This is a genomic window from Brevibacterium sp. LS14 (assembly GCF_012027885.1).
Classification (GTDB): Bacteria; Actinomycetota; Actinomycetes; order Actinomycetales; family Brevibacteriaceae; genus Brevibacterium; species Brevibacterium casei.
The window spans coordinates 93,972-115,185 of sequence record NZ_SJXG01000044.1 but is presented as its reverse complement, the minus strand read 5'-3'; the positions used below and the strand labels follow the sequence as shown (position 1 = coordinate 115,185).

The 21,214-nt window shown below is 69.0% G+C and carries 17 protein-coding genes; 11 read left to right on the top strand and 6 right to left on the bottom strand.

Annotated elements, in window-relative coordinates; translation table 11 throughout:
* Nucleotides 1-148: 148 nt before the first annotated feature.
* Both EZE58_RS07195 and EZE58_RS07190 read right to left on the bottom strand, forming a co-directional pair.
* Nucleotides 149-829 carry an HAD family phosphatase gene (locus tag EZE58_RS07195; RefSeq protein ID WP_009377933.1) on the bottom strand — a complete coding sequence of 227 codons (681 nt, stop codon included), beginning with the start codon at nt 827-829 and terminating at the stop codon, nt 149-151.
* 95 nt (nt 830-924) lie between these two features.
* Nucleotides 925-4,356, bottom strand: coding sequence for a bifunctional proline dehydrogenase/L-glutamate gamma-semialdehyde dehydrogenase (locus tag EZE58_RS07190; protein ID WP_009377936.1), 3,432 nt, complete (start codon nt 4,354-4,356; stop codon nt 925-927).
* A 185-nt stretch (nt 4,357-4,541) separates the two neighbouring features.
* Between EZE58_RS07190 and EZE58_RS07185 the strand changes: the two genes are divergently transcribed.
* Nucleotides 4,542-6,122 carry an FCD domain-containing protein gene (locus tag EZE58_RS07185; protein WP_009377939.1) on the top strand — a complete coding sequence of 527 codons (1,581 nt, stop codon included), beginning with the start codon at nt 4,542-4,544 and terminating at the stop codon, nt 6,120-6,122.
* A 9-nt stretch (nt 6,123-6,131) separates the two neighbouring features.
* Here the strand turns inward: EZE58_RS07185 and mgtE are convergent, their stop codons facing one another.
* Nucleotides 6,132-7,463 (bottom strand): magnesium transporter, encoded by a 1,332-nt coding sequence (mgtE, locus tag EZE58_RS07180; protein ID WP_009377941.1) that lies wholly within the window; start codon nt 7,461-7,463, stop codon nt 6,132-6,134.
* Between the two features lie 315 nt (nt 7,464-7,778).
* Here mgtE and udk point away from each other — a divergent pair, with 315 nt between their 5' ends.
* The 3 genes from udk (at nt 7,779) to EZE58_RS07165 (ending at nt 10,822) form a co-directional block, all read left to right on the top strand.
* Complete coding sequence (gene udk / locus EZE58_RS07175) at nt 7,779-8,387, top strand: uridine kinase (RefSeq protein WP_040341667.1); 609 nt, start codon at nt 7,779-7,781, stop codon at nt 8,385-8,387.
* A gap of 66 nt (nt 8,388-8,453) precedes the next feature.
* Complete coding sequence (locus EZE58_RS07170) at nt 8,454-10,187, top strand: HNH endonuclease signature motif containing protein (RefSeq protein WP_167560154.1); 1,734 nt, start codon at nt 8,454-8,456, stop codon at nt 10,185-10,187.
* 80 nt (nt 10,188-10,267) lie between these two features.
* On the top strand, nt 10,268-10,822 hold the full coding sequence (locus tag EZE58_RS07165) for a hypothetical protein (RefSeq protein WP_009377948.1): 555 nt from the start codon (nt 10,268-10,270) through the stop codon (nt 10,820-10,822).
* 52 nt (nt 10,823-10,874) lie between these two features.
* Here the strand turns inward: EZE58_RS07165 and EZE58_RS07160 are convergent, their stop codons facing one another.
* Both EZE58_RS07160 and EZE58_RS07155 read right to left on the bottom strand, forming a co-directional pair.
* On the bottom strand, nt 10,875-11,345 hold the full coding sequence (locus EZE58_RS07160) for an SRPBCC family protein (protein WP_009377950.1): 471 nt from the start codon (nt 11,343-11,345) through the stop codon (nt 10,875-10,877).
* Nucleotides 11,346-11,465: 120 nt separating this feature from the next.
* A complete protein-coding gene (locus EZE58_RS07155; RefSeq protein WP_167560152.1) occupies nt 11,466-13,406 on the bottom strand; it encodes an FAD-binding monooxygenase in 1,941 nt (646 codons plus the stop codon).
* A 204-nt stretch (nt 13,407-13,610) separates the two neighbouring features.
* On the opposite strand from EZE58_RS07155, the gene EZE58_RS07150 reads away from it, so the two are divergent.
* From EZE58_RS07150 to EZE58_RS07125, 6 genes are read left to right on the top strand one after another with little or no spacing between them, the layout of a single operon-like run.
* Nucleotides 13,611-15,101, top strand: a complete 1,491-nt coding sequence (locus EZE58_RS07150; protein ID WP_009377954.1) for a fumarylacetoacetate hydrolase family protein — start codon at nt 13,611-13,613, stop codon at nt 15,099-15,101.
* Entirely contained in the window at nt 15,098-15,787 is a 690-nt protein-coding gene (locus tag EZE58_RS07145) for a GntR family transcriptional regulator (protein ID WP_040341697.1), read from the top strand. Before EZE58_RS07150 ends, EZE58_RS07145 begins: the two co-directional genes overlap by 4 nt.
* Entirely contained in the window at nt 15,784-17,289 is a 1,506-nt protein-coding gene (gene hpaE / locus EZE58_RS07140; protein WP_009377958.1) for a 5-carboxymethyl-2-hydroxymuconate semialdehyde dehydrogenase, read from the top strand. The genes EZE58_RS07145 and hpaE overlap by 4 nt, the downstream gene beginning before the upstream one ends.
* A 13-nt stretch (nt 17,290-17,302) precedes the next feature.
* A complete protein-coding gene (hpaD, locus tag EZE58_RS07135; RefSeq protein ID WP_009377961.1) occupies nt 17,303-18,415 on the top strand; it encodes a 3,4-dihydroxyphenylacetate 2,3-dioxygenase in 1,113 nt (370 codons plus the stop codon).
* A 36-nt stretch (nt 18,416-18,451) separates the two neighbouring features.
* Complete coding sequence (locus EZE58_RS07130) at nt 18,452-19,237, top strand: fumarylacetoacetate hydrolase family protein (RefSeq protein WP_009377963.1); 786 nt, start codon at nt 18,452-18,454, stop codon at nt 19,235-19,237.
* Nucleotides 19,222-20,013 (top strand): HpcH/HpaI aldolase/citrate lyase family protein, encoded by a 792-nt coding sequence (locus EZE58_RS07125; protein WP_009377966.1) that lies wholly within the window; start codon nt 19,222-19,224, stop codon nt 20,011-20,013. The genes EZE58_RS07130 and EZE58_RS07125 overlap by 16 nt, the downstream gene beginning before the upstream one ends.
* A 7-nt stretch (nt 20,014-20,020) precedes the next feature.
* On the opposite strand, the gene EZE58_RS07120 is transcribed toward EZE58_RS07125, so the two are convergent.
* Nucleotides 20,021-20,482, bottom strand: coding sequence for a DUF6194 family protein (locus tag EZE58_RS07120; protein WP_040341668.1), 462 nt, complete (start codon nt 20,480-20,482; stop codon nt 20,021-20,023).
* Between the two features lie 33 nt (nt 20,483-20,515).
* Here EZE58_RS07120 and EZE58_RS07115 point away from each other — a divergent pair, with 33 nt between their 5' ends.
* Nucleotides 20,516-21,205: a MerR family transcriptional regulator gene (locus EZE58_RS07115; protein WP_009377970.1), complete on the top strand. Its 690-nt coding sequence runs from the start codon at nt 20,516-20,518 to the stop codon at nt 21,203-21,205.
* The last annotated feature ends 9 nt before the right edge of the window (nt 21,206-21,214 follow it).

The window sequence follows — 21,214 nt, the reverse complement described above, 5'->3', positions numbered from 1 at the left end:
AGGCAGGAACCCTTGCACACTATCGGGCCCCATGGAGTCGACGACGGCAACCATGTGAACGCGATGTGAACACTCGGGAAGTCCACTGAACGCTGGAAGTGTGACCGAGCCTACATGGAGGTCAGGACATGGGCGGGGAGCCGCGCTGTCAGCCCTGCGGATCGACGATCACGGCTTTCTCCGCTGCGTCGAAGCGCACCTTCCCCATGTCGGAGAGCCGCACTTCGGCGGCGAGAGGGATCTGCAGGTCGGCATTGATGCCGATGACCGTGCATCCGGCGGCGGTAGCGGCCTGCGAACCGACAGGGGAGTCCTCGAAGGCCACCGCCGTCGCGGCGTCGAGCCCCAACTTCTCAGCCGCACGGAGATAGACGTCGGGTGCCGGCTTCCCCTGCTCGACGTCGTCGATCGTGACGATCGCATCGAAGAACCCGAGCAGTCCCGCTCGGTCGAGGAGTCCGCGGACATCGTCGCCGCGGCCGTTGCTCGCGACAGCGATGGGGACGGTGCCCGAGAGCGCCCGGACGAGTTCCGGTGCCCCCGGCATCGGGGAGGACACCTCGGCGAGGGCGGCCGTGTAGTCACGGTCGACCTCGGCCGCCGTCGGCGCAGTCCCACTGCCGGCCTCGACTTCGGAGCTCACGCGCCGCAACTGCTCAGCCGCCTCGGCGCCGGTCAACCCCCGGAACGACTCCGCGGGAACCCCACCGGCACCGAGGCGGTCGAGGTAGGCGGCCATGAGGTCGATCCACGGCTGCTCGGAGTCGACGAGGATGCCGTCGCAGTCGAAGATCGCACCGCCGAGAGGAATGGTCTGTCGAAGAGTCACAGCGTTACTCTAGCGGCAACCCGAAGGGCGCTCAGCCACCTCTCGCAAGGTGGCTGAGCGCCCTTCGTGTCGCTGGGGTGATCAGGCTCGGGTGATCACGCCTTGAGCTCGGCGGCGAGCTCGTGGAAGTCACGGCTCGGGTTGCCGAAGCGGTGCAGCGTCATCGACACGGCCTGCTCCTGCACGTAGTAGCGCAGCTCGACCCGACCCGAGGAGGTGACGGGCTCGTCGATGACGGCGACCTCGGGACGCTTCGCCGCAGCGGCGAGCAGCTCCGGCTCAAAGTCGCCGAGCACGCGGATGCGGGCACCGACGGTGTCGTCGTACCTGCCGTCGGCGACCATCGTCGCGAAGACACCGGCCGATTCGGTGCGGGAGGGCACCCCCGCCTCGGTGACGGCGATCTTCACATCGGCCGTGACGTCCTCGGCGACGCTCAGCTGCACCGTCGACCCGACGGTCGCGGCTGCCGAGAGCGAGCGCTTGAGGTCGAAGACCGTGGCGGCCGAGGTCACGCGCAGGGTGACGGGACGCGGACGGTAGCGGAAGATGTTCGCCTCCGAGCGCAGACCCGTGTGGTCCTTGGCGGCACCGAACTCGGCCTCGAACCAGCGCTTGTCATCGGCCTGGGCCCGCTCGAGGCTCTGCCCGCCGCCGACCGAACCCGGCAGGGTCGCCGGATCGTCGGTGTAGTGGCCGAAGAGCATGAGGTAGTTCGGACCGCCGGCCTTCGAGCCGAGCCCCACCGAGGACTGCTTCCAGCCACCGAAGGACTGGCGCTGGACGATCGCGCCGGTGATGCCGCGGTTGATGTACGCGTTGCCGACCTCGACGCGGTCGATCCACTCACGGACCTCCTCGGGGTCGAGGGAGTGGATGCCTCCGGTGAGACCGAAGTCGACGGCGTTCTGGAACTCGATCGCCTCGTCGAGGTCCTTCGCATGCATGAGGCCGAGCACGGGACCGAACACCTCGGTGAGGTGGAAGAACGATCCCGGCTTGACGCCCTCCTTGATGCCCGGGCTCCACAGGCGACCGGTGTCGTCGAGCTGCTTGGGCTCGAGCAGCCAGGACTCGCCGGGCTCGAGCGTCGTCAGCGCACGGCGCAGCTTGTCCGAGGGATCCTCGGTCAGCGGGCCCATCGTCGCCGAGAGGTTGACCGGCCAGTCGACGACCATCGAGGACGCGGCGTCGACGAGCTGCTTGCGGTAGCGCTCCGAGTCATACGTCGACCCGACCATGATTCCCAGAGAAGCGGCCGAGCACTTCTGTCCGGCATGGCCGAACGCCGAGTAGACGAGGTCGGCGACCGCGAGGTCGCGGTCGGCGGCCGGGGTGACGACCAGCGCGTTCTTGCCCGAGGTCTCCGCGTTGACGTGGAGTTCGGGACGGAACGACTTGAACAGCGACGCGGTCTCCGAGGCACCGGTGAGGATGACGCGGTCGACATCCGGGTGCGAGACGAGGTGCTGGCCGAGCTCCCGCTCGATCGGGGCGCACAGCTGGAGGACATCACGGGGGACACCGGCCTCCCACAGGCATTCGACGATGAGCGCCGAGCAGTACGGCGTCGGCTTCGACGGCTTGTGGATGACGGCCGAACCCGCGGCGAGCGCTGCGACGGTGCCGCCGGTCGGGATCGCGATGGGGAAGTTCCACGGCGGGGTGACGACGACCATCTCGTCCGGGTGGAACTGAGCTCCCTCGAGCTTCTCGAGTTCGAGTGCGTGGAGTGCGTAGTAGCGGATGAAGTCGATGGCCTCGGAGATCTCCGGATCCGACTGTGACGGCATCTTGCCGACCTCAGCGGCCTCGACGGCGATGAACTCGCCGCGGCGGGCGGCGAAGACCTCGGCGGCGCGGTGGAGGATCTCCCCGCGGGCTGCAGCGCCCATCTCACGCCAGTCCTTGGCGGCGGCGCGGCCCTTGGCGATCATCGCGTCGAGCTCATCGGTCGAGTCGATGCGCGGCGCCTGCGGGCGGGTCTCGAGGTAGCCGGGAGCGGTCGCCTCGGCGATGATCTCCTTGACCCACTTCTGGTTCGCCGGCAGGGAGGGATCGGTGTCGGGTTCGTTGGCGAAGACGACCTGGGCGGGACCGGGAACGTGCGGGGCCGAACGGTCCTGCGTGCGATTGGGCGCGGGAGCGGCCTCACCGTCGGCGGCGAGCTCGGCCTCGAGCTGGGCGACCGAGGCGCGGAAGCGGTCGGCTTCGCGGTCGAAGATCTCGTTGCCGTTGGCGAGTTCGAAGATGCCGGACATGAAGTTCTCCGTCGCGGAGTTCTCCTCGAGGCGGCGCACGAGGTAGGAGATCGCGACATCGAACTCCTTCGGGTGCACGGCCGGGACGTAGAGGAGGAGGTCGCCGACGTCCTCGGTCACCGCTGCGGCCTGTTCGGTCGCCATGCCCTGGAGCATCTCGAACTCGACGCGGGAGGTGACGTCGCGCTCGACGGAGAGGTGGTGGGCGAAGGCGATGTCGAAGAGGTTGTGCCCGGCCACGCCGATGCGCAGGCCCTCCATCCGCTCCGGGGTGAAGAGCCAGTGGAGGACGCGCTTGTAGTTGGCATCCGTCGACTGCTTCGAGTCGCACGTCGTCGTCGGCCAGCCGGCGACCTCGGCGTGGACGGTCTCCATCGCGAGGTTCGCGCCCTTGACGAGGCGGACCTTGATCCCCGCACCTCCGGCGGCCACCCGCTGGCTGGCGAACTCACTCAGGCGCTGGATCGCTCCGAGCGCGTCGGGCTGGTAGGCCTGGATGACGATGCCGGCCTCGAGGTCCTTGAACTCCGGTTCGGAGAGCAGGCGGGTGAACACGGCGAGCGTGAGCTCGAGGTCGCGGTACTCCTCCATGTCGAGGTTGACGAACTTCGCACCGGTCGGGGCCTTCGCGGCCTGCGCGTAGAGGGGGCGGAGGCGGTTGACGACGTACTCGACGGTGTCGTCGAAGGCCCACATCGACAGCTGCGAGGCGACCGAGGAGACCTTGACGGAGACGTAGTCGACGTCGTCGCGGGCGAGCAGACGGTGCGTCTCCTCGAGGTGGTGGTCGGCTTCCGCGTCGCCGAGGACCGCCTCGCCGAGGAGGTTGATGTTGAGTCGGTGGCCCTCGCCGGTGAGCTTGGCGACGGTCGAGCCGAACTGCTTGTCGCGGGCGTCGACGACCATGTGCCCGACCATCTGGCGCAGGCGGGTGCGGGCGGCGGGCACGACGACCTGCGGCATCACCTTCGCCAGCGCTGCACCGGCCTTGATCTGCGCACGGTCGAGAGCCGACATCGTCGCCGGCGCGAGCTTGCCGACCTCGTTCAGCGCGTCGGCGGCGGCGTGGACGTCATCGGTGCGCACGACGCGGTCGACGAAGCCGACGGTGAAGTCGAGCCCGTTGGGATCGGAGAGGACCGCCGAGAGGCGCTCCGCGGCGGGGTTCTTCGCCGCCGTCTTGTTCGTCGCGACCCGCAGCCATTTGCGGACCGTGTCGACCGAGCGGGTCGTCAGCGCTTCGAGATCGGTGTCAGTGTGCAGCACCTGCTATCCGTCCTTACTTCTAGTGGTTGTCCCCGGTGTTCGGGAGTCCACGTGGTCGTCGTCGACCGCCTGCCCCCGCCGTTGTCCCCTCAGTATGCGCCGGGCCCAACCGGGGGTGAATGGTCGGTGACCGCCCGCCGAAACCTTTGAGTCAGAAGTCGTGAGAGCGAGCGTAGAATGAGGGAATGTTCACCCCGGAGTTCCGTCGCAGTGTGGTCGTCCGTGCGGCTGCGACGTCGATCGCCGAGGCGGCCGCCGAGGCGGGGGTGTCCGAGTCGAGTCTGCGCCGCTGGGTCCGTCGCTCGGACCTGGCCGACCGTCCCCGCAGCGGCCGCCCGCAGATCCAGAGCACGGCGACCCAGGTCGTCGAAGCCCTCGTCGGGACCGCCGGGGCGCGGATCTCGGGCAAGGACTATTCGACCCGGGCGATCGCCGAGGCGACGGGTCTGAGTCAGAGCATCGTCTCCCGCGCGGTGCGGGAGATGACGGTGCCGCTGAGCGACCTCCACACGATCCGCGAGGACGGGGCCGGCGGCGACGAGGTCGTCGTCGCGGCGAGCGGCTTCCCGCTCATCGTCGTCGGATTCCGCCTCGGGGCCGGTGGCGCCGATCCCTCGCCGGTGCCGGCCCGGCGCATCCAGCGGCGCATCGCCGGGGTCGTCGCCGGCCTGCGCTCGGCCGGCGTCACCCGCTGGCCGCAGCGCTTCGGCAGCGAGCACCGGCAGACCGATGAGGCGGCGATGCGCATTCTCCTCGACGGGGTCGCGGGGATCGACCCGGTGCGGCTGCGCCTCGTCGTCTACGATCCCCTCGGCGAGGCCGCCGAACTCGTCGCCGACCCCGATGCGGGTCTTCCCGCCTTCGATGTCCTCTCCCTCCACCACGGGCCCGAGGACTTCATCGCCGCGCTCAAGGCTGGCCTTGCGCACTGCCAGGACATCCCCGGGTCGCTGCTCGACCTCGTCGCCGGTCGCGTCCGCCACGGTCTCGAGGGCGTGAGCTGGCAGGTGGGGCGGCAGGCGGACGTCCCGAAAACTTCCACGAATTCTGACTCAATGGAGATCTCGTCGTGGCTGCCGAGCTCGACCCGGTCGATCACCGAGCATCTCGCGATCGCCCTGCGCGAGGAGATCATCGACTCCGGTTACCAGCCCGGTGACCGGATCAATCCGCGCCTGCTGTCCCGCCGCATGGACGTCCCCCGATCGTCGGTCGATGCGGCGCTGCGCCGGATGGTCGACGACGGACTCCTCGACGGCACCCGGGGCGGGGCGAGGATCCCGCTCATCACGACCCTCGACGTCCTCGACCTCTACGCCGCGCGCATGGCCGTCGGCGAGGTGGTGCTGCGCTCGCTCGCCCTGCGCCCACAGCGATTCCTCGTCCCCGTCCAGCTCGCACTGCGCCAGGTGGAGGCCTCGGCGGCGACCCGCAGCGGCATCGACGTCGAGGACGCCGACCTCCACTACCAGCAGGAGCTCGCCCGCGCCTCGGGTCTGCGGCAGAGCGCGCGGGCCTTCGAATCGCTCACCCTTCGCCTGCGCCTCTTCATCTCCGTCCTCCGCCTCGACTATTCACCGGCGGCCGACCGCATCCTCGGCGACGACCGAGGGATGTACCGGGCGCTGTCCCGCGGGGATGCGGAGACGGCGATCGACGTATGGCGCGGCAAGGTCGACAACGCCGTCCGCCACATGTCCGGTCTGCTCGCCCGCCGCCGCTTCGATCAGGAGCTGTGGGACCAGCTCACCCGCAGCCTGCGGTGAAGTCTGCCCTCACAGCCCCATGATCGAGATCGCGATCGTGAAGTAGACGAGCAGACCGCTGGCATCGCAGAACGTCGAGATGAACGGGGTGGACACGACCGCGGGATCGACCCGGCACGCCTTCGCGACGATGGGGATCGACCCGCCGACGAAGGCGGCGACGGGGCAGTTGACGATGAGGGTGAGTGCGATGATGGCACCGATCTTGAGACCGTAGAGCGGCGAGGCGATCGCGAACGCGGGAATCGCGAGGAGGAGACCGAGGAGGAGTCCGGTGGAGAACTCCTTGCCGGCGACCCGGAACCAGTCGCGCAGCCCCACCTCGTCCATCGCCAGCGCCCGGGTCACCGTCGTCGCCGCCTGCGATCCCGTGTTCCCGCCGATCCCGGTGAGCAGGGGGATGAAGAGGGCGAGGGCGACCACCTCGGCGAGGGTCGACTCGAAGATCTCGAGGACATGGACGGTGAGGACGGCGGAGACCGCGAGGACGAGCAGCCAGACGATGCGGCTGCGGGCGAGGTGGGTGATCGGCGTCGGCAGGTACCGGCGGTAGAGCGGCTGGGTGCCCCCGGAGAGCGCGAAGTCGGCCTCGTCGGCCTCGGCGATGATGCGGGCGGCGTCGTCGATGGGCACGATCCCGACGAGGCGGTCCTCGCTGTCGCACACGGGCAGGACCGTGATGCCGCCGGTCAGGGCCGCGCGGGCCGCGGTCTCCTGGTCGTCGCTCGTGTGGGTGATCTCCTCGATCGGGTCCATCACCTCGGCGATCGGGGCGTCGGGCGGGCAGCGGAGCAGCTCGAGGGGATCGAGCGTGCCGAGCAGGGTCCGGTCGGGGGCGAGGACGGGGATGAGCCGGACGTCGGCGAGATCGACGTCGGTGTCGCGGATGCGGGCGGCCACCTCGGCGACGGTGTCCGTATCCCACGCGACGACCGCGGTGGGGGACATCCGACGGGCGATCGAGTTCCGGTCGTAGCCGGCGATGGCCATGACGGCGTCGAGGTCGGACCGGGAGACCGCGGAGAGCAGCTTCGTCGCGACCCCGGCGGGAAGTTCGTCGACGAGGCGGGACTGGTCCTCGGGGTCGAGGTCGGCGAAGATCGCGGTGAGCTCCTCGGTGCCGAGGGCCGCGATGAGATCGGAGCGGGTGCCGCGGTCGAGGCGGTCGAAGACGTCGACGGACTCGTGCTTGGGCAGGAGGCGGAAGACGACGGCCGCCTCGGTGGCGGGGAGCTCGGCGATGAGGTCGATCGTCGCGGACTCGCCGAGGTCGCGCACGGCGGCGGCCAGCCGCGTGAGGTCACGGTCGTCGGTCAGCGATCGGATGGTGGTGGCGTCCATGATGATTCTCCAGGCAGTCGTCGGGAGGACGCCTGGGCCGTTCGATGTCGGCAGGGCAGGGCGCGGCGGTGCCGGAGCGCAGGCGTCAGTGAATGGGGGAGGCGGTGCACAATCGAGAGTCGGAATCCATCGACGACCACCTCCTTCGACGAGCTGCGGGCATCGCGCACTGAGGTGCGGATGCGGTTTCCTCCACCCTATCCGAGGGCGGGGCGGAGCGGGGAATCGGGTAGATTTGGGGAGATCATTGTGGGCGTGCCCCCACAGCCGTCGGCGGCTGCGGGGGCACCCGTGAGCGAGTGGGAAAGTGCGAACGTGGAGATTCTGACTGTGGGCGTGGCCGGGGGGACCGGCAGCGGGAAGACGACGCTGACGCAGGCACTGCTGGCCAAATGCGCAGGCGTGTCCTCGGTGCTCTACCACGACAACTACTACAAGCGGCAGGACGAGCTCACCTTCGCGGAGCGGGAGAAGGTCAACTACGACGACCTCGACGCCTTCGACAACGACCTCTTCGTCGACCACCTCGAAGCCCTGCGCTCAGGCATCGCCGTCGAGAGCCCGATCTACGACTTCGCCGACCACAACCGCGCGGCGGAGACGACCGTCGTCGAACCCGCGCCGGTGATCATCGTCGAGGGCATCCTCATCTTCGCCGAGCCGCGCATCTGCAGCCTCCTCGACATCAAGCTCTTCGTCGACACCGACGCCGATGTGCGCCTGCTGCGCCGGATCAAACGCGATGTCGTCGATCGGGGGCGCACCCTCGAATCCGTCGAGGAGCAGTACCTCGGCACGGTCAAGCCGATGCACGAGCTCTACGTCGAGCCCTCGAAGCGCAACGCCGACCTCATCATCCCCGAGGGTGGGCACAATATCGTCGCGATGGACATGATCATGCGGAGGATCCAGGCCGGGGCGTAGGGGGGTCGGCTCTCGTGTCAGGGTCGGCGCGATTCTCGTGTCAGTGGCGAGGTCTACGGTGGTCTCATGGACGTCGATCCCGTCCGGGAGCCGATGGAGGTTCCCGATCTCCTCGCCGAGGTGGCCCGGCTGCGCGCAGTCCTGCGCGGTGCCGCGCCGGCTGGGACCGAGGATGAGGCGCTCGCGCGGATCACCGCGCTCGAGGAGCTGACCGGGACGATCGTCGCCGCCCAATCCGCCGAGGCCGTCGCCTTCGCAGAGCTACGCCGCGAGCGGGACAGGCTCAACGGCCTGCCCGTGCATGAGTGGGCGCTGCGTGCCGGCGACGAGGTGGGGCTGGCCAAACGCGTCTCACCCGGGTCGGGGCGGAAGTTCCTCTCCGGCGCCCGTGCGATCGTCACCGAGATGCCCGAGACGTTCAAGGCGCTGAGCTCGGGTGAGATCTCCGCGGAGAAGGCGAAGATCATGGTCGACGAGACGGCGACGCTCGCTTCGCCTGATCGCCGCCGTGTCGATACGCGGATGCGGGAGAGTCTGGGCCAGTCGGGTCCGCGGAGTCTGCGCGCCGAGGTGCGGGCGATGGCGATGCAGGTCGACGGTGAGGATGCCGATCGGAAGGCGCGGGAGGCCGCGAAGCATCGGAGGGTCACGTTGACGACGCTCGCCGACGGCATGGGACGGGTGAGCGTGATCCTTCCGCTGACCGAGGCCGTCGCAGTCTGGACGGGGCTCAAGGAGACCGCCGATTCGCTCATCGCCGCAGGTGACGCGGGCGGGCGTCGGCAGCCGCAGGTCATGGCCGACACGTTCGTCGAAAGGCTCACGGGCCAGGAGTCCGCGGCCGCGGTGCCGACCGAGGTCCATGTCGTCATCGACGCCGAGTCGCTGTTCTCCGATGGGATGGTGCCCGCGTGGATGCCCGGCTTCGGGCCGCTGCCGGCGGCGACCGTGCGCAGCTTTCTCGCCGCGAACGAGGCCGAGGTCTTCATCCGGCGCATGTTCACGACCGTGTCCGAGGGTCAGCTCGTCGGCACCGAGGCGAGGGGTCGGGCCTTCACCGGACGGCTGCGGGAGATGGTGATCTTCCGTGACGACCGGTGCCGGACCCCGTGGTGCGATGCGCCGATCAAGCACGCCGACCATGCTCGGCCCTTCGCCGAGGGAGGGGCGACCTCGTGGGAGAACGGGTCGGGACTGTGTGCGTCGTGCAACTTCGCGAAAGAGCATCCCGGGTGGTCGCATGAGGCGAGTGCCGAGGGACTGACCGTGACGACTCCGGCGGGCCGCTCGTACACCTCGATGACACCACCGTTCGTCAGGCGGATGAAGTACCCGCGCCCGCCTGTTCGGGCCGGCGATGAGGCGGTGCAGGCCGGCGATGAGGCGGCACCGCCGCCGGGACCGGATTGGCGCCGGCAGCTTTCCGGCCTGCTCGAGGTGAGCACCCTGCCCCCGCGGGGGAGTCCGCCGTCGGGTGCCTCGTCGCCCCCTCGCGATCCGATGCTCGGCGATGATCCGATGCTCGGCGATGATCCGGAGTCCGGCGATGAGGGACCGAGAGGGACCGTGGTGAACTCGCCAGGCGCGGAGGAGGCGGCACCGCCCCGGGCGGCGAACCGCCTGAGCACCGCAGTCGAGCGGAGCGACGCTGAGACCGTGCCCATCCCGCCGGGTCTCCGAGTGGTCATCGCCCCGACCGGTGGATTGATTCGTCCGGCACCCGCTCCCGCTGCCGTATCGTCCCCGATCCTGTCCGATGCCGAGGAGCTCCTGCGGACACGGATCCTCGCCGCCGGGTGAGGGCGCCTGACGCGAGCCGGTGACAGTTCTGCAACATCGCTGTCACCGGCCCGGCCGGGCAGCGCCGAAGAATGATGGTCATGAACACCGTGGACCGTCCCGACGCGATCGGCACGCAGCTGCTCCCCCAGGGCAGGCGCGCACGCTGGATCGCCCGGTGGTTGCCGCTGATCACGGTGGCCGCGTGGATCGCGATGATCTGGATCCCGGTGCTCGACAGCGGCAACGACAGAGGTCCACGCCTGCTCATCACCTCACTCGGTGAGCACCCGATCAGCCCCGAGAACTTCGACGTCGCCTTCGTCCTGCCCTGGGCGGCGATCCTCGTCTGCGCGGTCACCGCGTGGCTCTCCCGATCGCTCACTCTCTGGTCCCCGACCGCCGTCATCGTCGGCCTCGTCCTCCTCGTCGCCCTCGTGGCGATGATCATGGACCCGCCGTTCTTCATGTGGGACGGCCAGGACGAGCAGGGGCGCTGGATCGGCGGCATGGAGATCGGCTACCCGGCTCCCGGCGCCGCACTCTGGGCGCTCGGCAGTGCCGCCCTCATCGTCGGGGGCATCTTCGGGCTCGCCGGCAGCCGCCACTGCCGCCACCGCAGGCACGCGGAGCGCTTCTCCGGCTCGCGGTTCTGAGGCGGCGGCGGTCGAACGGCCGCGTCAGCCACCAGCGGCGACCCGCGCGACGTCAGCGATCGGAGACGGCTGCTGCGAGTTTGTTGAGCGACTCGTCGAGCTGCTCCTCGCTGACGACAGGGAAGAGCGGCACAAGCTTCGGGTCGTCGACCTTCGACCAGTCGTAGGTGAGCGTCACCTCGGTGGAGTCGGGTCCGGCCGCGTTGAGCTCGTACAGCCATTCCCAGCCGCCCGGCTCCTTCGGGTCGTCGGCCTGCGCCGGCTGCCAGCCGACCATCTTGTTCTCGTCGTACGCGGTGACATGGTTGTGCATCTGGTAGTCGCCGCCCATCGCCTCGGCGTACATGTTCATGACGAACACGTCGCCGACACCCTGGATGCGCTGGGACTTCTCCGCCGACTGCACCATGCCCGAACCGTCGAACTGCGTGTGGTTGTCGGGCAGGGTGAGGACGTCGAAGATCTCCTTCGTCGGGTGGTCGATGGTCCGTGTGACTGTGATGCTCTTCTCATTCGTAGCCATACGTTCACCCTGCCACAGACAAGCTGACTTTCCGATACCTCGGCGCAGGTCGTCAGTCAGCTCTCAGCTCGCCCGCACTCCACGGGAAGCGGGTGCAGCCGCTCCCAGGAAACCCGCGCCTCACTCCTCGGGGAGGAAGACCCCGGCGAAGAACTTCCCGATCTCCTCGCGCGCATCGAGCGGGAAGACACCGGAGACGTACTGGTCGGGGCGGACGATGACGACGGCGCCGTCCCGGCTGATGCCGCGGGTCTCGAAGATGTCGTCGTCGGGCAGTGCGGCGTAGATCTTCTCGAGGTACTCGAGACCGAACTTCCCGATGTAGGGGCGGAAGACCTGCGGCACGTCGGTGAAGTCGAACTCCGTGTGCGGCTGCTGGTAGATGACGTTGAGTTCGACGAGGGCGTCGATGTCCTCGCCCGTGCGGCGGTATGCGACGAGCGGCGACGCCGGATCGGATTCGAACCACTCCGCCAGTGCGGGCACACCCGTCACCGCCGCCTCGTCGACACCGGCCGCGGCTTCCACGGCCGGTGCAGGTGCCGCCCGATCAGCGAAGACGTAGACCCGCCAGCGTCCGTCGGCCTTGGCCTCATGCCCGAGGTGAAGGGGGTAGGCGTCGCAGACGCGGTTGACCATGGCCGACTTGAACCGCTTGCCCACGGGGAATCCGGTCGCGAGTTCCTGGTTCTCCGTCGTCGCCGTGATCATCGACTCCGTGTACTCGGTCATGAAGCCGGCGGGGAACTCCGCGGTCTTGACGTAGAACTCCTCGAGGTACGCCTTGTCCGGGAGCTCGTCCTGCGGGGTGGCCATGAGCGTCGACCACTCCTTGTCGAAGTCGATGAGGTTCTTCGCCGTCACCTGCCGCTCGGCCGAGTACGTCCGCAGCAGCTCCTCCGAGGAGCGTCCCGAAGCGACCTGCCCGAGCTTCCACGCGATGTTGAACCCGTCCTGCATCGAGACGTTCATGCCCTGTCCGGCCTTCGCTGAATGCGTGTGGCAGGCGTCGCCGGTGATGAACACGCGCGGGCAGGGGGAGCCGGGGGTGATGTCGTCGGTGTCGTCGAAGGCGTCGGTGAGCCGGTGGCCGACCTCGTAGACGCTGTGCCACGCGACGTTCTTCACGTCGAGCGAGTACGGGGTGAGGATCGCATTGGCCTTCGCGATGATCTCCTCGATGCTCGTCTGGCGCACCTTCCTGGCATCGTCGGCAGGCACCTCGCCGAGGTCGACGTACATGCGGAAGAGGTGACCGCCCTCGCGGGGGATGAGGAGGATGTTGCCGTGCTTCGACGAGATCGCGCACTTCGTCCGGATGTCGGGGAAGTCGGTGTTCGCGAGCACGTCCATGACGCCCCACGCATGGTTGGCCTGGTCGCCGGACATCGTCCGCCCGATCGCCGAGCGCACGCCCGAGCGGGCGCCGTCGCTGCCGATGACGAAGCCCGCGCGGATCGTCCGCTGCTGACCGGCGCGCTCGCCCGCGGTGTAGCGCACGATGACGGAGACCGGGTGCTTCGGGTCGGCCGCCGTCGCCGGGTCCTCGACGGTGAGGTCGACGAACTCGATGCCGTAGTCGGGTTCGATCCGTGCCGGGGACTGCCGGGCGAACTGGGCGAAGTAGTCGAGGACGCGGGCCTGGTTGACGATGAGGTGGGGGAATTCGCTCACCCCGGTCTCGTCGTCCTTGGGTCGGCCGGTGCGGATGATGTGCCCGGGATTGTCCGGGTCGGGGTTCCAGAACGCCATCTCGGTGATGTGGTAGCCCTCGCGCATGATCTCCTCGGCGAACCCGAAGGCCTGGAACGTCTCGACCGATCGGGCCTGGATGCCGTCGGCCTGACCGATGACGAGCCGGCCGTCGCGCTTCTCGATGATGCGGGTGTTGACGTCGGGGTACTGCGCGAGCTGGGCGGCGGCGACCATGCCGGCGGGACCGCTGCCGACGATGAGCACGTCGACGACGTCGGGCAGGGACTCAGGTCGATCGATGCCATAGCCCGCTGCGTCCTCGATCCGCGGGTCCGCGGACACGTACCCGTCCTGGTGGAAGTGCATTTCAGCCTCCGGTTCCTCACACGCCTTTGTGCGCCGTGGTGATCGTCTGTGATCCGGCGCGCACCTTGTGATCCAGATCGTATCAGTTCATATACGATCACGCCGAGGCGGGGGTGCGTTCCGACAAAATTCGGTCGAACCCTTGTCGACTGCTTCCGCATCGTATACGATCCAAGAAGTCAAGGACGAGAGAACGAGGTTTCGATGACGAACGCAGCAGTCCCCACCCGGCCCGGCAAGATCATCGCCGTCCACGTGGCCTACGAGTCCCGTGCCGCCCAGCGCGGCCGCCGACCCGCCGCTCCCTCGTACTTCCTCAAGGCGACGAGCTCGCTCGCGGCCAGCGGAGAGACGATCTCCCGTCCCGCCGGCACCGAACTGCTCGCCTTCGAAGGCGAAGTCGCCGTCGTCATCGGCACCCCCGCCCACCGCATCCCCGCCGAGGCCGCATGGGACCACGTCTCAGGCGTCACCGCGGCCAACGACTTCGGCCTCTATGACCTCAAGGCCCCCGACAAGGGCTCGAACGTGAGGTCGAAGAGCCGTGACGGCTACACCCCCCTCGGACCCGAACTCATCCCCGCCGCCGAGGTGGACCCCGAGGCCCTGCGCATCCGCACCTGGGTCAACGGCTCCCTCGTCCAAGACGACGGCACCGGTCCCGAGCAGCTGATCTTCCCGCTCACCCGGATCATCGCCGACCTCAGCCAGCACTTCACCCTCGAACCCGGTGACGTCATCCTCACCGGCACCCCGTCGGGCTCGAGCGTCGTCGTCCCCGGCGACGTCGTCGAGGTCGAGGTGAGCACCGCCTCGGCGAGGACGGGGGAGGAGCTGAGCTCCGGTCGCCTGCGCACCGAGGTCGTCGAGGGACCCGGCGACTTCGACGCCGACCTCGGCAGCACTCCTGCCGTCACCGACGACCTGCGCATCGACGCGTGGGGCTCGGCGGAGGCCGCCGGCCTGCCCGCCGAGGGCGGCACGGACAGCGCCGCCGGCACAGCCCTCCCCGCAGAGCTGCGCGCGAAGCTCGCCGAGGCCCCGACGGCGGGACTCTCGGCCCAGCTGCGGGCCCGTGGGCTCAACAACGTTGTCATCGAGGGCGTCGCCCCGCTGACCCCGGGCAGCCGGATCGTCGGCGTCGCGAAGACCCTGCGCTTCGTGCCCAATCGGGAGGACCTCTTCACATCCCACGGCGGCGGCTACAACGCGCAGAAGCGCGCCTTCGACAGCCTGGGGGAGGGCGAGGTCATCGTCATCGAGGCCCGCGGTGAGTCCGGATCGGGCACCCTCGGCGACGTCCTCGCGCTGCGGGCCAAGGCTCTCGGCGCCGCCGGGGTCGTCACCGACGGAGGGGTTCGCGACTCCGCCGAGGTGGCCGGCATCCTCCCGGTGTTCGCGACCTCCCGCAACCCTGCGGTGCTCGGCCGCAAGCATGTCCCGTGGGAGTCCGATGTGGCCGTGGCCTGCGGGAACGCGACCGTCCTTCCCGGCGATGTCATCGTCGGCGACGACGACGGCGTCATCGTCATCCCCCGGAACCTCGCCGAGGAGGTCGTCGACGCTGCCCTGGCCAAAGAGGTCGAGGACGGCTGGGTCGCCGAGCAGGTCGCCGCCGGCAACCCGATCGAAGAGCTCTTCCCGCCCAAGGGAGAATGGAAGGCGAAGTTCGAGGAATGGAAGTCCGCGCGATGAGTGCGCAGCCGGTGTCGCCGAGCCAGCCTCTGAGCAAGGCCGAGCACGCGTACCAGTGGATCCGTGAGCGCATCGGCGATCACACCTTCGACGCCGGCGACAAGCTTGTGCTCTCCCAGATCGCCGTTGAGCTCGACACCTCGGTCGTCCCCGTCAGGGAGGCGATCCGCCGGCTCGAGGCCGACGGACTCGTCACCTTCGAACGCAACGTCGGGGCCCGGGTGGCGATGGTCGACCACGGATCCTACGTCCAGTCGATGGAGGCCGTCGCCGTGCTCGAAGGCGCGGCGACCGCACAGGCCCTGACCCACATCACCGCGGCCGACCTCGCCGCGGCGGAGGACCTCAACGAGCAGATGCGGGCACTGCTCACCGACTTCGACGCCGTCGAATTCACCCGCCTCAACCACGAGTTCCACGCCGCGCTCTTCGCCCGCTGCCCCAACGACCGGTTGCGCACGCTCGTCGGCCTCGAATGGGATCGGCTCGCGCACCTGCGGAACTCGACGTTCGCGTTCGTGCCCGGACGGGCACGCGACTCCGTCGACGAGCACTCCCGGATCATCGCACTCATCCGGGCGGCCGCCTCGGCGGACGAGGTCGAACGGGTCGTCCGCGCCCACCGCACCGCCACACTGCACAGCTACCAGGAAGCCACCACCGCACCAGAGAGGGACAAGTCATGACCGAGTCCACCACTGCACCTGCGAACCTGCCGGAGAAGATCCGCCACTACATCGGCGGGGAGTTCGTCGACTCCCTCGACGGCGACGAGTTCGACGTCATCAACCCGGTGACCAACGAGCCCTACATCAAGGCCGCCTCCGGCAAGAAGGCCGACATCGACCGGGCCGTGGCGGCAGCGAAGAAGGCCTTCGAGGAGGGGCCGTGGCCGACGATGCTCCCGCGTGAGCGCGCTCGGGTGCTCAACAGGATCGCCGACATCGTCGAGGGCCGCGAGCACGAGCTCGCCGAGATGGAGTCGTACGATTCCGGTCTGCCGATCACCCAGGCCAAGGGCCAGGCGCGTCGGGCGGCGGAGAACTTCCGCTTCTTCGCCGACCTCATCGTCGCCCAGGTCGACGACGCCTACAAGGTTCCCGGCCGGCAGGCCAACTACGTCAACCGCAAGCCGATCGGCGTCGCCGGCCTCATCACCCCGTGGAACACCCCGTTCATGCTCGAGTCGTGGAAGCTCGCCCCGGCGATCGCGACCGGCAACACCGTCGTGCTCAAGCCCGCCGAGTTCACCCCGCTCTCGGCGTCGCTGTGGCCGGGCATCTTCGAAGAGGCGGGCCTGCCCACCGGCGTGTTCAACATGGTCAACGGCTTCGGGGAGGAGGGCTTCGCCGGGGACTCGCTCGTCAAGCACCCCGACGTCCCGCTCATCTCCTTCACCGGTGAGTCGAAGACGGGACAGACGATCTTCGCCAACGCCGCACCCTGGCTCAAGGGCCTCTCGATGGAGCTCGGCGGTAAGTCCCCGGCCGTCGTCTTCGCCGATGCCGACCTCGACGCAGCGATCAACGCGACGATCTTCGGTGTCTTCTCCCTCAACGGGGAGCGCTGCACCGCCGGTTCGCGCATCCTCGTCGAGGAGTCGATCTATGACGAGTTCGTCGAGCGCTACGCCGCGCAGGCCAAGCGCGTCAAGGTCGGCCTGCCCTCGGACCCCGCCACCGAGGTCGCAGCCCTCGTCCACCCCGAGCACTACGAGAAGGTCATGTCGTACGTCGAGATCGGCAAGGGCGAGGCGCGCCTCGTCGCCGGCGGCGGCCGACCCGAGGGATTCGAGACCGGCAACTTCGTCGAACCCACCGTCTTCGCCGACGTCATGCCCGACGCCCGGATCTTCCAGGAGGAGATCTTCGGACCCGTCGTCGCGATCACCCCCTTCTCCACCGACGAGGAGGCGCTCGCGCTGGCCAATGACACGAAGTACGGGCTCGCCGCCTACATCTGGACTTCAGATCTCAAGCGGGCGCACAACTTCTCGCAGGCCGTCGAGTCCGGAATGGTGTGGCTGAACTCGAACAACGTCCGAGACCTGCGCACCCCGTTCGGCGGCGTCAAGGCCTCGGGTCTCGGCCACGAGGGCGGATACCGCTCGATCGACTTCTACACGGACCAGCAGGCCGTGCACATCAACCTCGGCGAGGTCCACAACCCCGTCTTCGGGAAGCAGTGAGAGGAACACCATCATGACCGAATCGATCACCACCCCCACCGTCGCCGCGCCCGATGTCGTGCGCTGCGCGTACATGGAACTCGTCGTCACCGACCTGCAGAAGTCCCGGGACTTCTACGTCGACGTCCTCGACCTCCAGGTCACGTGGGAGGACGAGAACACCGTCTACCTCCGGTCGATGGAGGAGTTCATCCACCACAACCTCGTCCTCCGGAAGGGCCCGGAGGCCGCCGTGGCCGCGTTCTCGTTCCGGGTCCGCACCCCCGAGGACGTCGATGCCGCCGAGGCGTTCTACCGTGAGCTCGGATGTCCCGTTGAGCGGCGGTCCGAGGGCTTCGTCCGCGGCATCGGCGACTCCGTGCGCGTGCAGGATCCGCTCGGCTTCCCGTACGAGTTCTTCTACGACGTCGACCACGTCGAGCGCCTCGCCTGGCGCTACGACCTCTACTCCCCCGGTGCACTCGTCCGCCTCGACCACTTCAACCAGGTCACCCCGGACGTCCCGAAGGCCGTGGGCTACATGGAGGACCTCGGCTTCCGCGTCACCGAGGACATCCAGGACGACGAGGGCACCGTCTACGCGGCGTGGATGCGGCGCAAGCCCACCGTCCACGACACCGCGATGACCGGCGGCGACGGACCGCGCATGCACCACGTCGCATTCGCCACGCATGAGAAGCACAACATCTTGGCGATCTGCGACAAGCTCGGAGCGCTGCGCCTCTCCGACATGATCGAGCGCGGACCCGGCCGCCACGGTGTGTCCAACGCCTTCTACCTCTACCTGCGCGACCCCGATGGCCACCGCATCGAGATCTACACGCAGGACTACTACACCGGCGACCCGGACAATCCGCGGGTGACCTGGGACGTCCACGACAACCAGCGCCGTGACTGGTGGGGAAACCCGGTTGTGCCCTCGTGGTACACCGATGCCTCGACCGTCCTCGACCTCGAGGGCAACCCGGTGCCGCTGACGAAGCGCACCGACGACTCCGAGATGGAGGTGACCATCGGCGCCGACGGATTCTCCTACACCCGCCGCGAGGATGCCGAGAGCGACACCGCCGCCCACTCGGGCGCCGATGACGGGGAAGAGGAATTCAAGCTCGGCCACCAGCTCTGAGCCGACCGAGGGGAAGAGCCCAGAAGGAGGATCACCATGCTCGATGAGACGGTCATCGCCGGCATCGCCGACGATCTCGCCGCCGCCGAGAGGTCACGGGAGAAGATCGGGCTGCTCACCGCCGCCCACCCGGACATGACGGTCGAGGACTCGTACGCGGTGCAGGCGGAATGGCGGCGCCGCGGCGAGGCCGAGGGACGGCGCGTCGTCGGTCACAAGATCGGGCTGACGTCGAAGCCGATGCAGCAGGCGACCGGCATCACCGAACCCGACTACGGGACGATCTTCTCAGACCAGGTCTATGAGACCGGGGCGGTCATCGACCACTCGCAGTACTCCGGGGTGCGCGTCGAGGTCGAGCTCGCCTTCGTCCTCGGCGAGGACCTCGCGGGTCCCGGCGTCGGCCTCGTCGATGTGCTCAGGGCCACCGAGTACGTCGTGCCCGCCCTCGAGATCCTCTCCTCCCGGATCGAGATGGAGGGACGGACGATCGTCGACACGATCTCCGACAATGCAGCCCTGGGCGCGATGGTGCTCGGCGGTCGTCCCGTGACCGTCGACTCAGTCGACCTCCGCTGGGTCGCAGCCCTGCTCTACCGCAACGAGACGATCGAGGACTCCGGCGTCGCCGCCGCCGTCCTCGACCACCCCGGGCGGGGCATCGCGTGGCTGGCGAACAAGCTCGCCGACCACGGGGAGACCCTGCGGGCGGGCGAGACCGTGCTCGCCGGCTCGTTCACCCGCCCGATGTGGGTGCATCCGGGCGACACCGTCCACGCCGACTACGGAGACCTGGGAGTCATCACATGTCGTTTCGCCTAGACCTGCCCCCGACCTTCGCCGACCGCCTCGCCGAGCTCGACGACGGCGGTCATCTCGCGGGGATGTGGGTGAGCTCCGGCTCGCCGGTGTCCGCGGAGATCGCCGCCGGATCCGGTCTCGACTGGGTGCTCCTCGACGCCGAGCACTCGCCGTTGGGTCTGGAGACGACGACCCGTCTCCTCCAGGCGATGAACGGCTACCCGGCGACCCCCGTGGTCCGGGTGCCCGCGTGCGACCGCGTGCTCATCAAGCAGCACCTCGACCTCGGTGCGCAGAACATCCTCGTGCCCATGGTCGACACCGCAGCCGACGCCGAGGAGGCGGCCCGGTCCGTGCGCTACCCGCCGCACGGGGTGCGCGGGGTCGGCTCCGCCCTCGCCCGTGCGTCGAGGTGGAACACCGTGCCCGACTACCTGGGGAGGGCCGACGAGCTTGTCTCCCTCACCATCCAGATCGAGTCGGTGACGGCGGTGGAGAACGCCGAGGCGATCGCCTCCGTCGAGGGCATCGACGCGGTCTTCGTCGGTCCCTCCGATCTCGCCGCCTCGATGGGACTGCTCGGTCAGCAGACGCACGAGCGGGTGACTGCGGCGGTGCTCGAGACCTTCGACGCCGTCCGTGCCGCCGGCAAACCCGTCGGCGTCAACGCCTTCGACCCCGTCCAGGCGAGGAGGTACCTCGACGCGGGTGCCTCCTTCGTCCTCGTCGGCGCCGACGTTGGACTTCTTGCCAACGGCTCCCGGGCGTGGGCGAAGGAGTGGGCCTCGGGAGTCTGAGGTCGACTCAGCGCCGGTGCCACCGGCGTGCGGCATCGGCGTGTGCAACGGCGAGGAGGTCGAGCGCGAGCCCCATCGTGTTCGGTCCCGGTGCGACGATCGCGACCCACCCCTGCGTGCGGTAGAGAGGATGGGGGAGGAGCGTGTCCGCGGCGGCGAAGTCCCAGCCCGTCTCGGCGCCCGGCGCGGTGGGCTCCTCGCCGAGGAGGTCGGCGAAGCGATGCCGCCCGACATGGATGTTCACCCGCCACCGCCCTGTCTCGCTCAGTCGTGACAGGGTGTCGTCGGGGTAGTCCTTCGTGATGATCGTCGCGTAGGGCTGGACCCGCTGCGGGACCTCGCCGTCGGGGGCGAAGTAGAGGAAGTGATCGCCCCACGCGACCTCGGGATACTCACTGCCCGGAGTCGGAGCGAGCTCGAGGACTCCGTCGAAGCGGCGGACGGCGTCTAGGATGTCGTTCATGCTCATGCTTCAAGTGTGCACTTCAAGTGCTTATGTCGGATGGCGACGACGATGACGACGGCCGAGGCGGCCCGGGCGGCCGGCTGTTCGGTGCAGCAGGTGCGCAGGCTCGAGACCCTCGGAGCGATACCGGCCGCCGAGCGCCTGCCGAACGGCCATCGCCGGTTCACCGAGACCCATGTCCGCGCACTCATCGCCTATCGGCGCCTCGCCTCGGCGATCGGTCCCGTGGCCGCCCTCGATACCTTCATCTCGCGGTCGGAGCGCTCGCCTGCCGACACGGCAGCGGTCCTCGGCGGATTCGCCGCCGGTCTCGACGCGGAGCGGACCCGGGCTCTCGCGGTGCGGGAGATGCTGGTCGGCCTCGATGCGGAGACCGACGACGGCGCCGAGTCGATGACGATGAGTCAGCTCACGCACGCCCTCGGCGTCCCGGCCTCGACCCTGCGGTTCTGGGAGGACGAGGGCCTGGTCTCGCCCGACCGGGTGGCCCGCGGCGCAACGCGCGCACGGATCTACCGGCCGGCCGCGATCCGGGAGGCGAGGATCACCGCGGAGCTGAGGGCAGCCGGGTATCGGATCCCGGCCGTCCGCGAGTTCATCGATGCGCTGCGTGTCCACGGCGAGGTCGATCAGGCCCGCGCCGCCCTCGAGTCCCGCATCGAAGCTCTCACCGGCCGGCTCCTCGACCTCTTCCGCGCAGCGGCGACGATCGTCGAGGGCGGCTGATCCGTGAGC

Excerpts from the sequence above, each read along its gene's own strand:
- EZE58_RS07120 (WP_040341668.1), bottom strand. The coding sequence starts at position 20,482 with ATGAGCATGAACGACATCCTAGACGCCGTCCGCCGCTTCGACGGAGTC.
- hpaD (WP_009377961.1), top strand. The coding sequence starts at position 17,303 with ATGACCGAATCGATCACCACCCCCACCGTCGCCGCGCCCGATGTCGTG.
- EZE58_RS07115 (WP_009377970.1), top strand. The coding sequence starts at position 20,516 with ATGGCGACGACGATGACGACGGCCGAGGCGGCCCGGGCGGCCGGCTGT.
- EZE58_RS07150 (WP_009377954.1), top strand. The coding sequence starts at position 13,611 with ATGACGAACGCAGCAGTCCCCACCCGGCCCGGCAAGATCATCGCCGTC.
- EZE58_RS07145 (WP_040341697.1), top strand. The coding sequence starts at position 15,098 with ATGAGTGCGCAGCCGGTGTCGCCGAGCCAGCCTCTGAGCAAGGCCGAG.
- EZE58_RS07170 (WP_167560154.1), top strand. The coding sequence starts at position 8,454 with ATGGACGTCGATCCCGTCCGGGAGCCGATGGAGGTTCCCGATCTCCTC.
- EZE58_RS07155 (WP_167560152.1), bottom strand. The coding sequence starts at position 13,406 with ATGCACTTCCACCAGGACGGGTACGTGTCCGCGGACCCGCGGATCGAG.
- EZE58_RS07185 (WP_009377939.1), top strand. The coding sequence starts at position 4,542 with ATGTTCACCCCGGAGTTCCGTCGCAGTGTGGTCGTCCGTGCGGCTGCG.
- EZE58_RS07125 (WP_009377966.1), top strand. The coding sequence starts at position 19,222 with ATGTCGTTTCGCCTAGACCTGCCCCCGACCTTCGCCGACCGCCTCGCC.
- EZE58_RS07160 (WP_009377950.1), bottom strand. The coding sequence starts at position 11,345 with ATGGCTACGAATGAGAAGAGCATCACAGTCACACGGACCATCGACCAC.
- hpaE (WP_009377958.1), top strand. The coding sequence starts at position 15,784 with ATGACCGAGTCCACCACTGCACCTGCGAACCTGCCGGAGAAGATCCGC.
- EZE58_RS07130 (WP_009377963.1), top strand. The coding sequence starts at position 18,452 with ATGCTCGATGAGACGGTCATCGCCGGCATCGCCGACGATCTCGCCGCC.
- mgtE (WP_009377941.1), bottom strand. The coding sequence starts at position 7,463 with ATGGACGCCACCACCATCCGATCGCTGACCGACGACCGTGACCTCACG.
- EZE58_RS07165 (WP_009377948.1), top strand. The coding sequence starts at position 10,268 with ATGAACACCGTGGACCGTCCCGACGCGATCGGCACGCAGCTGCTCCCC.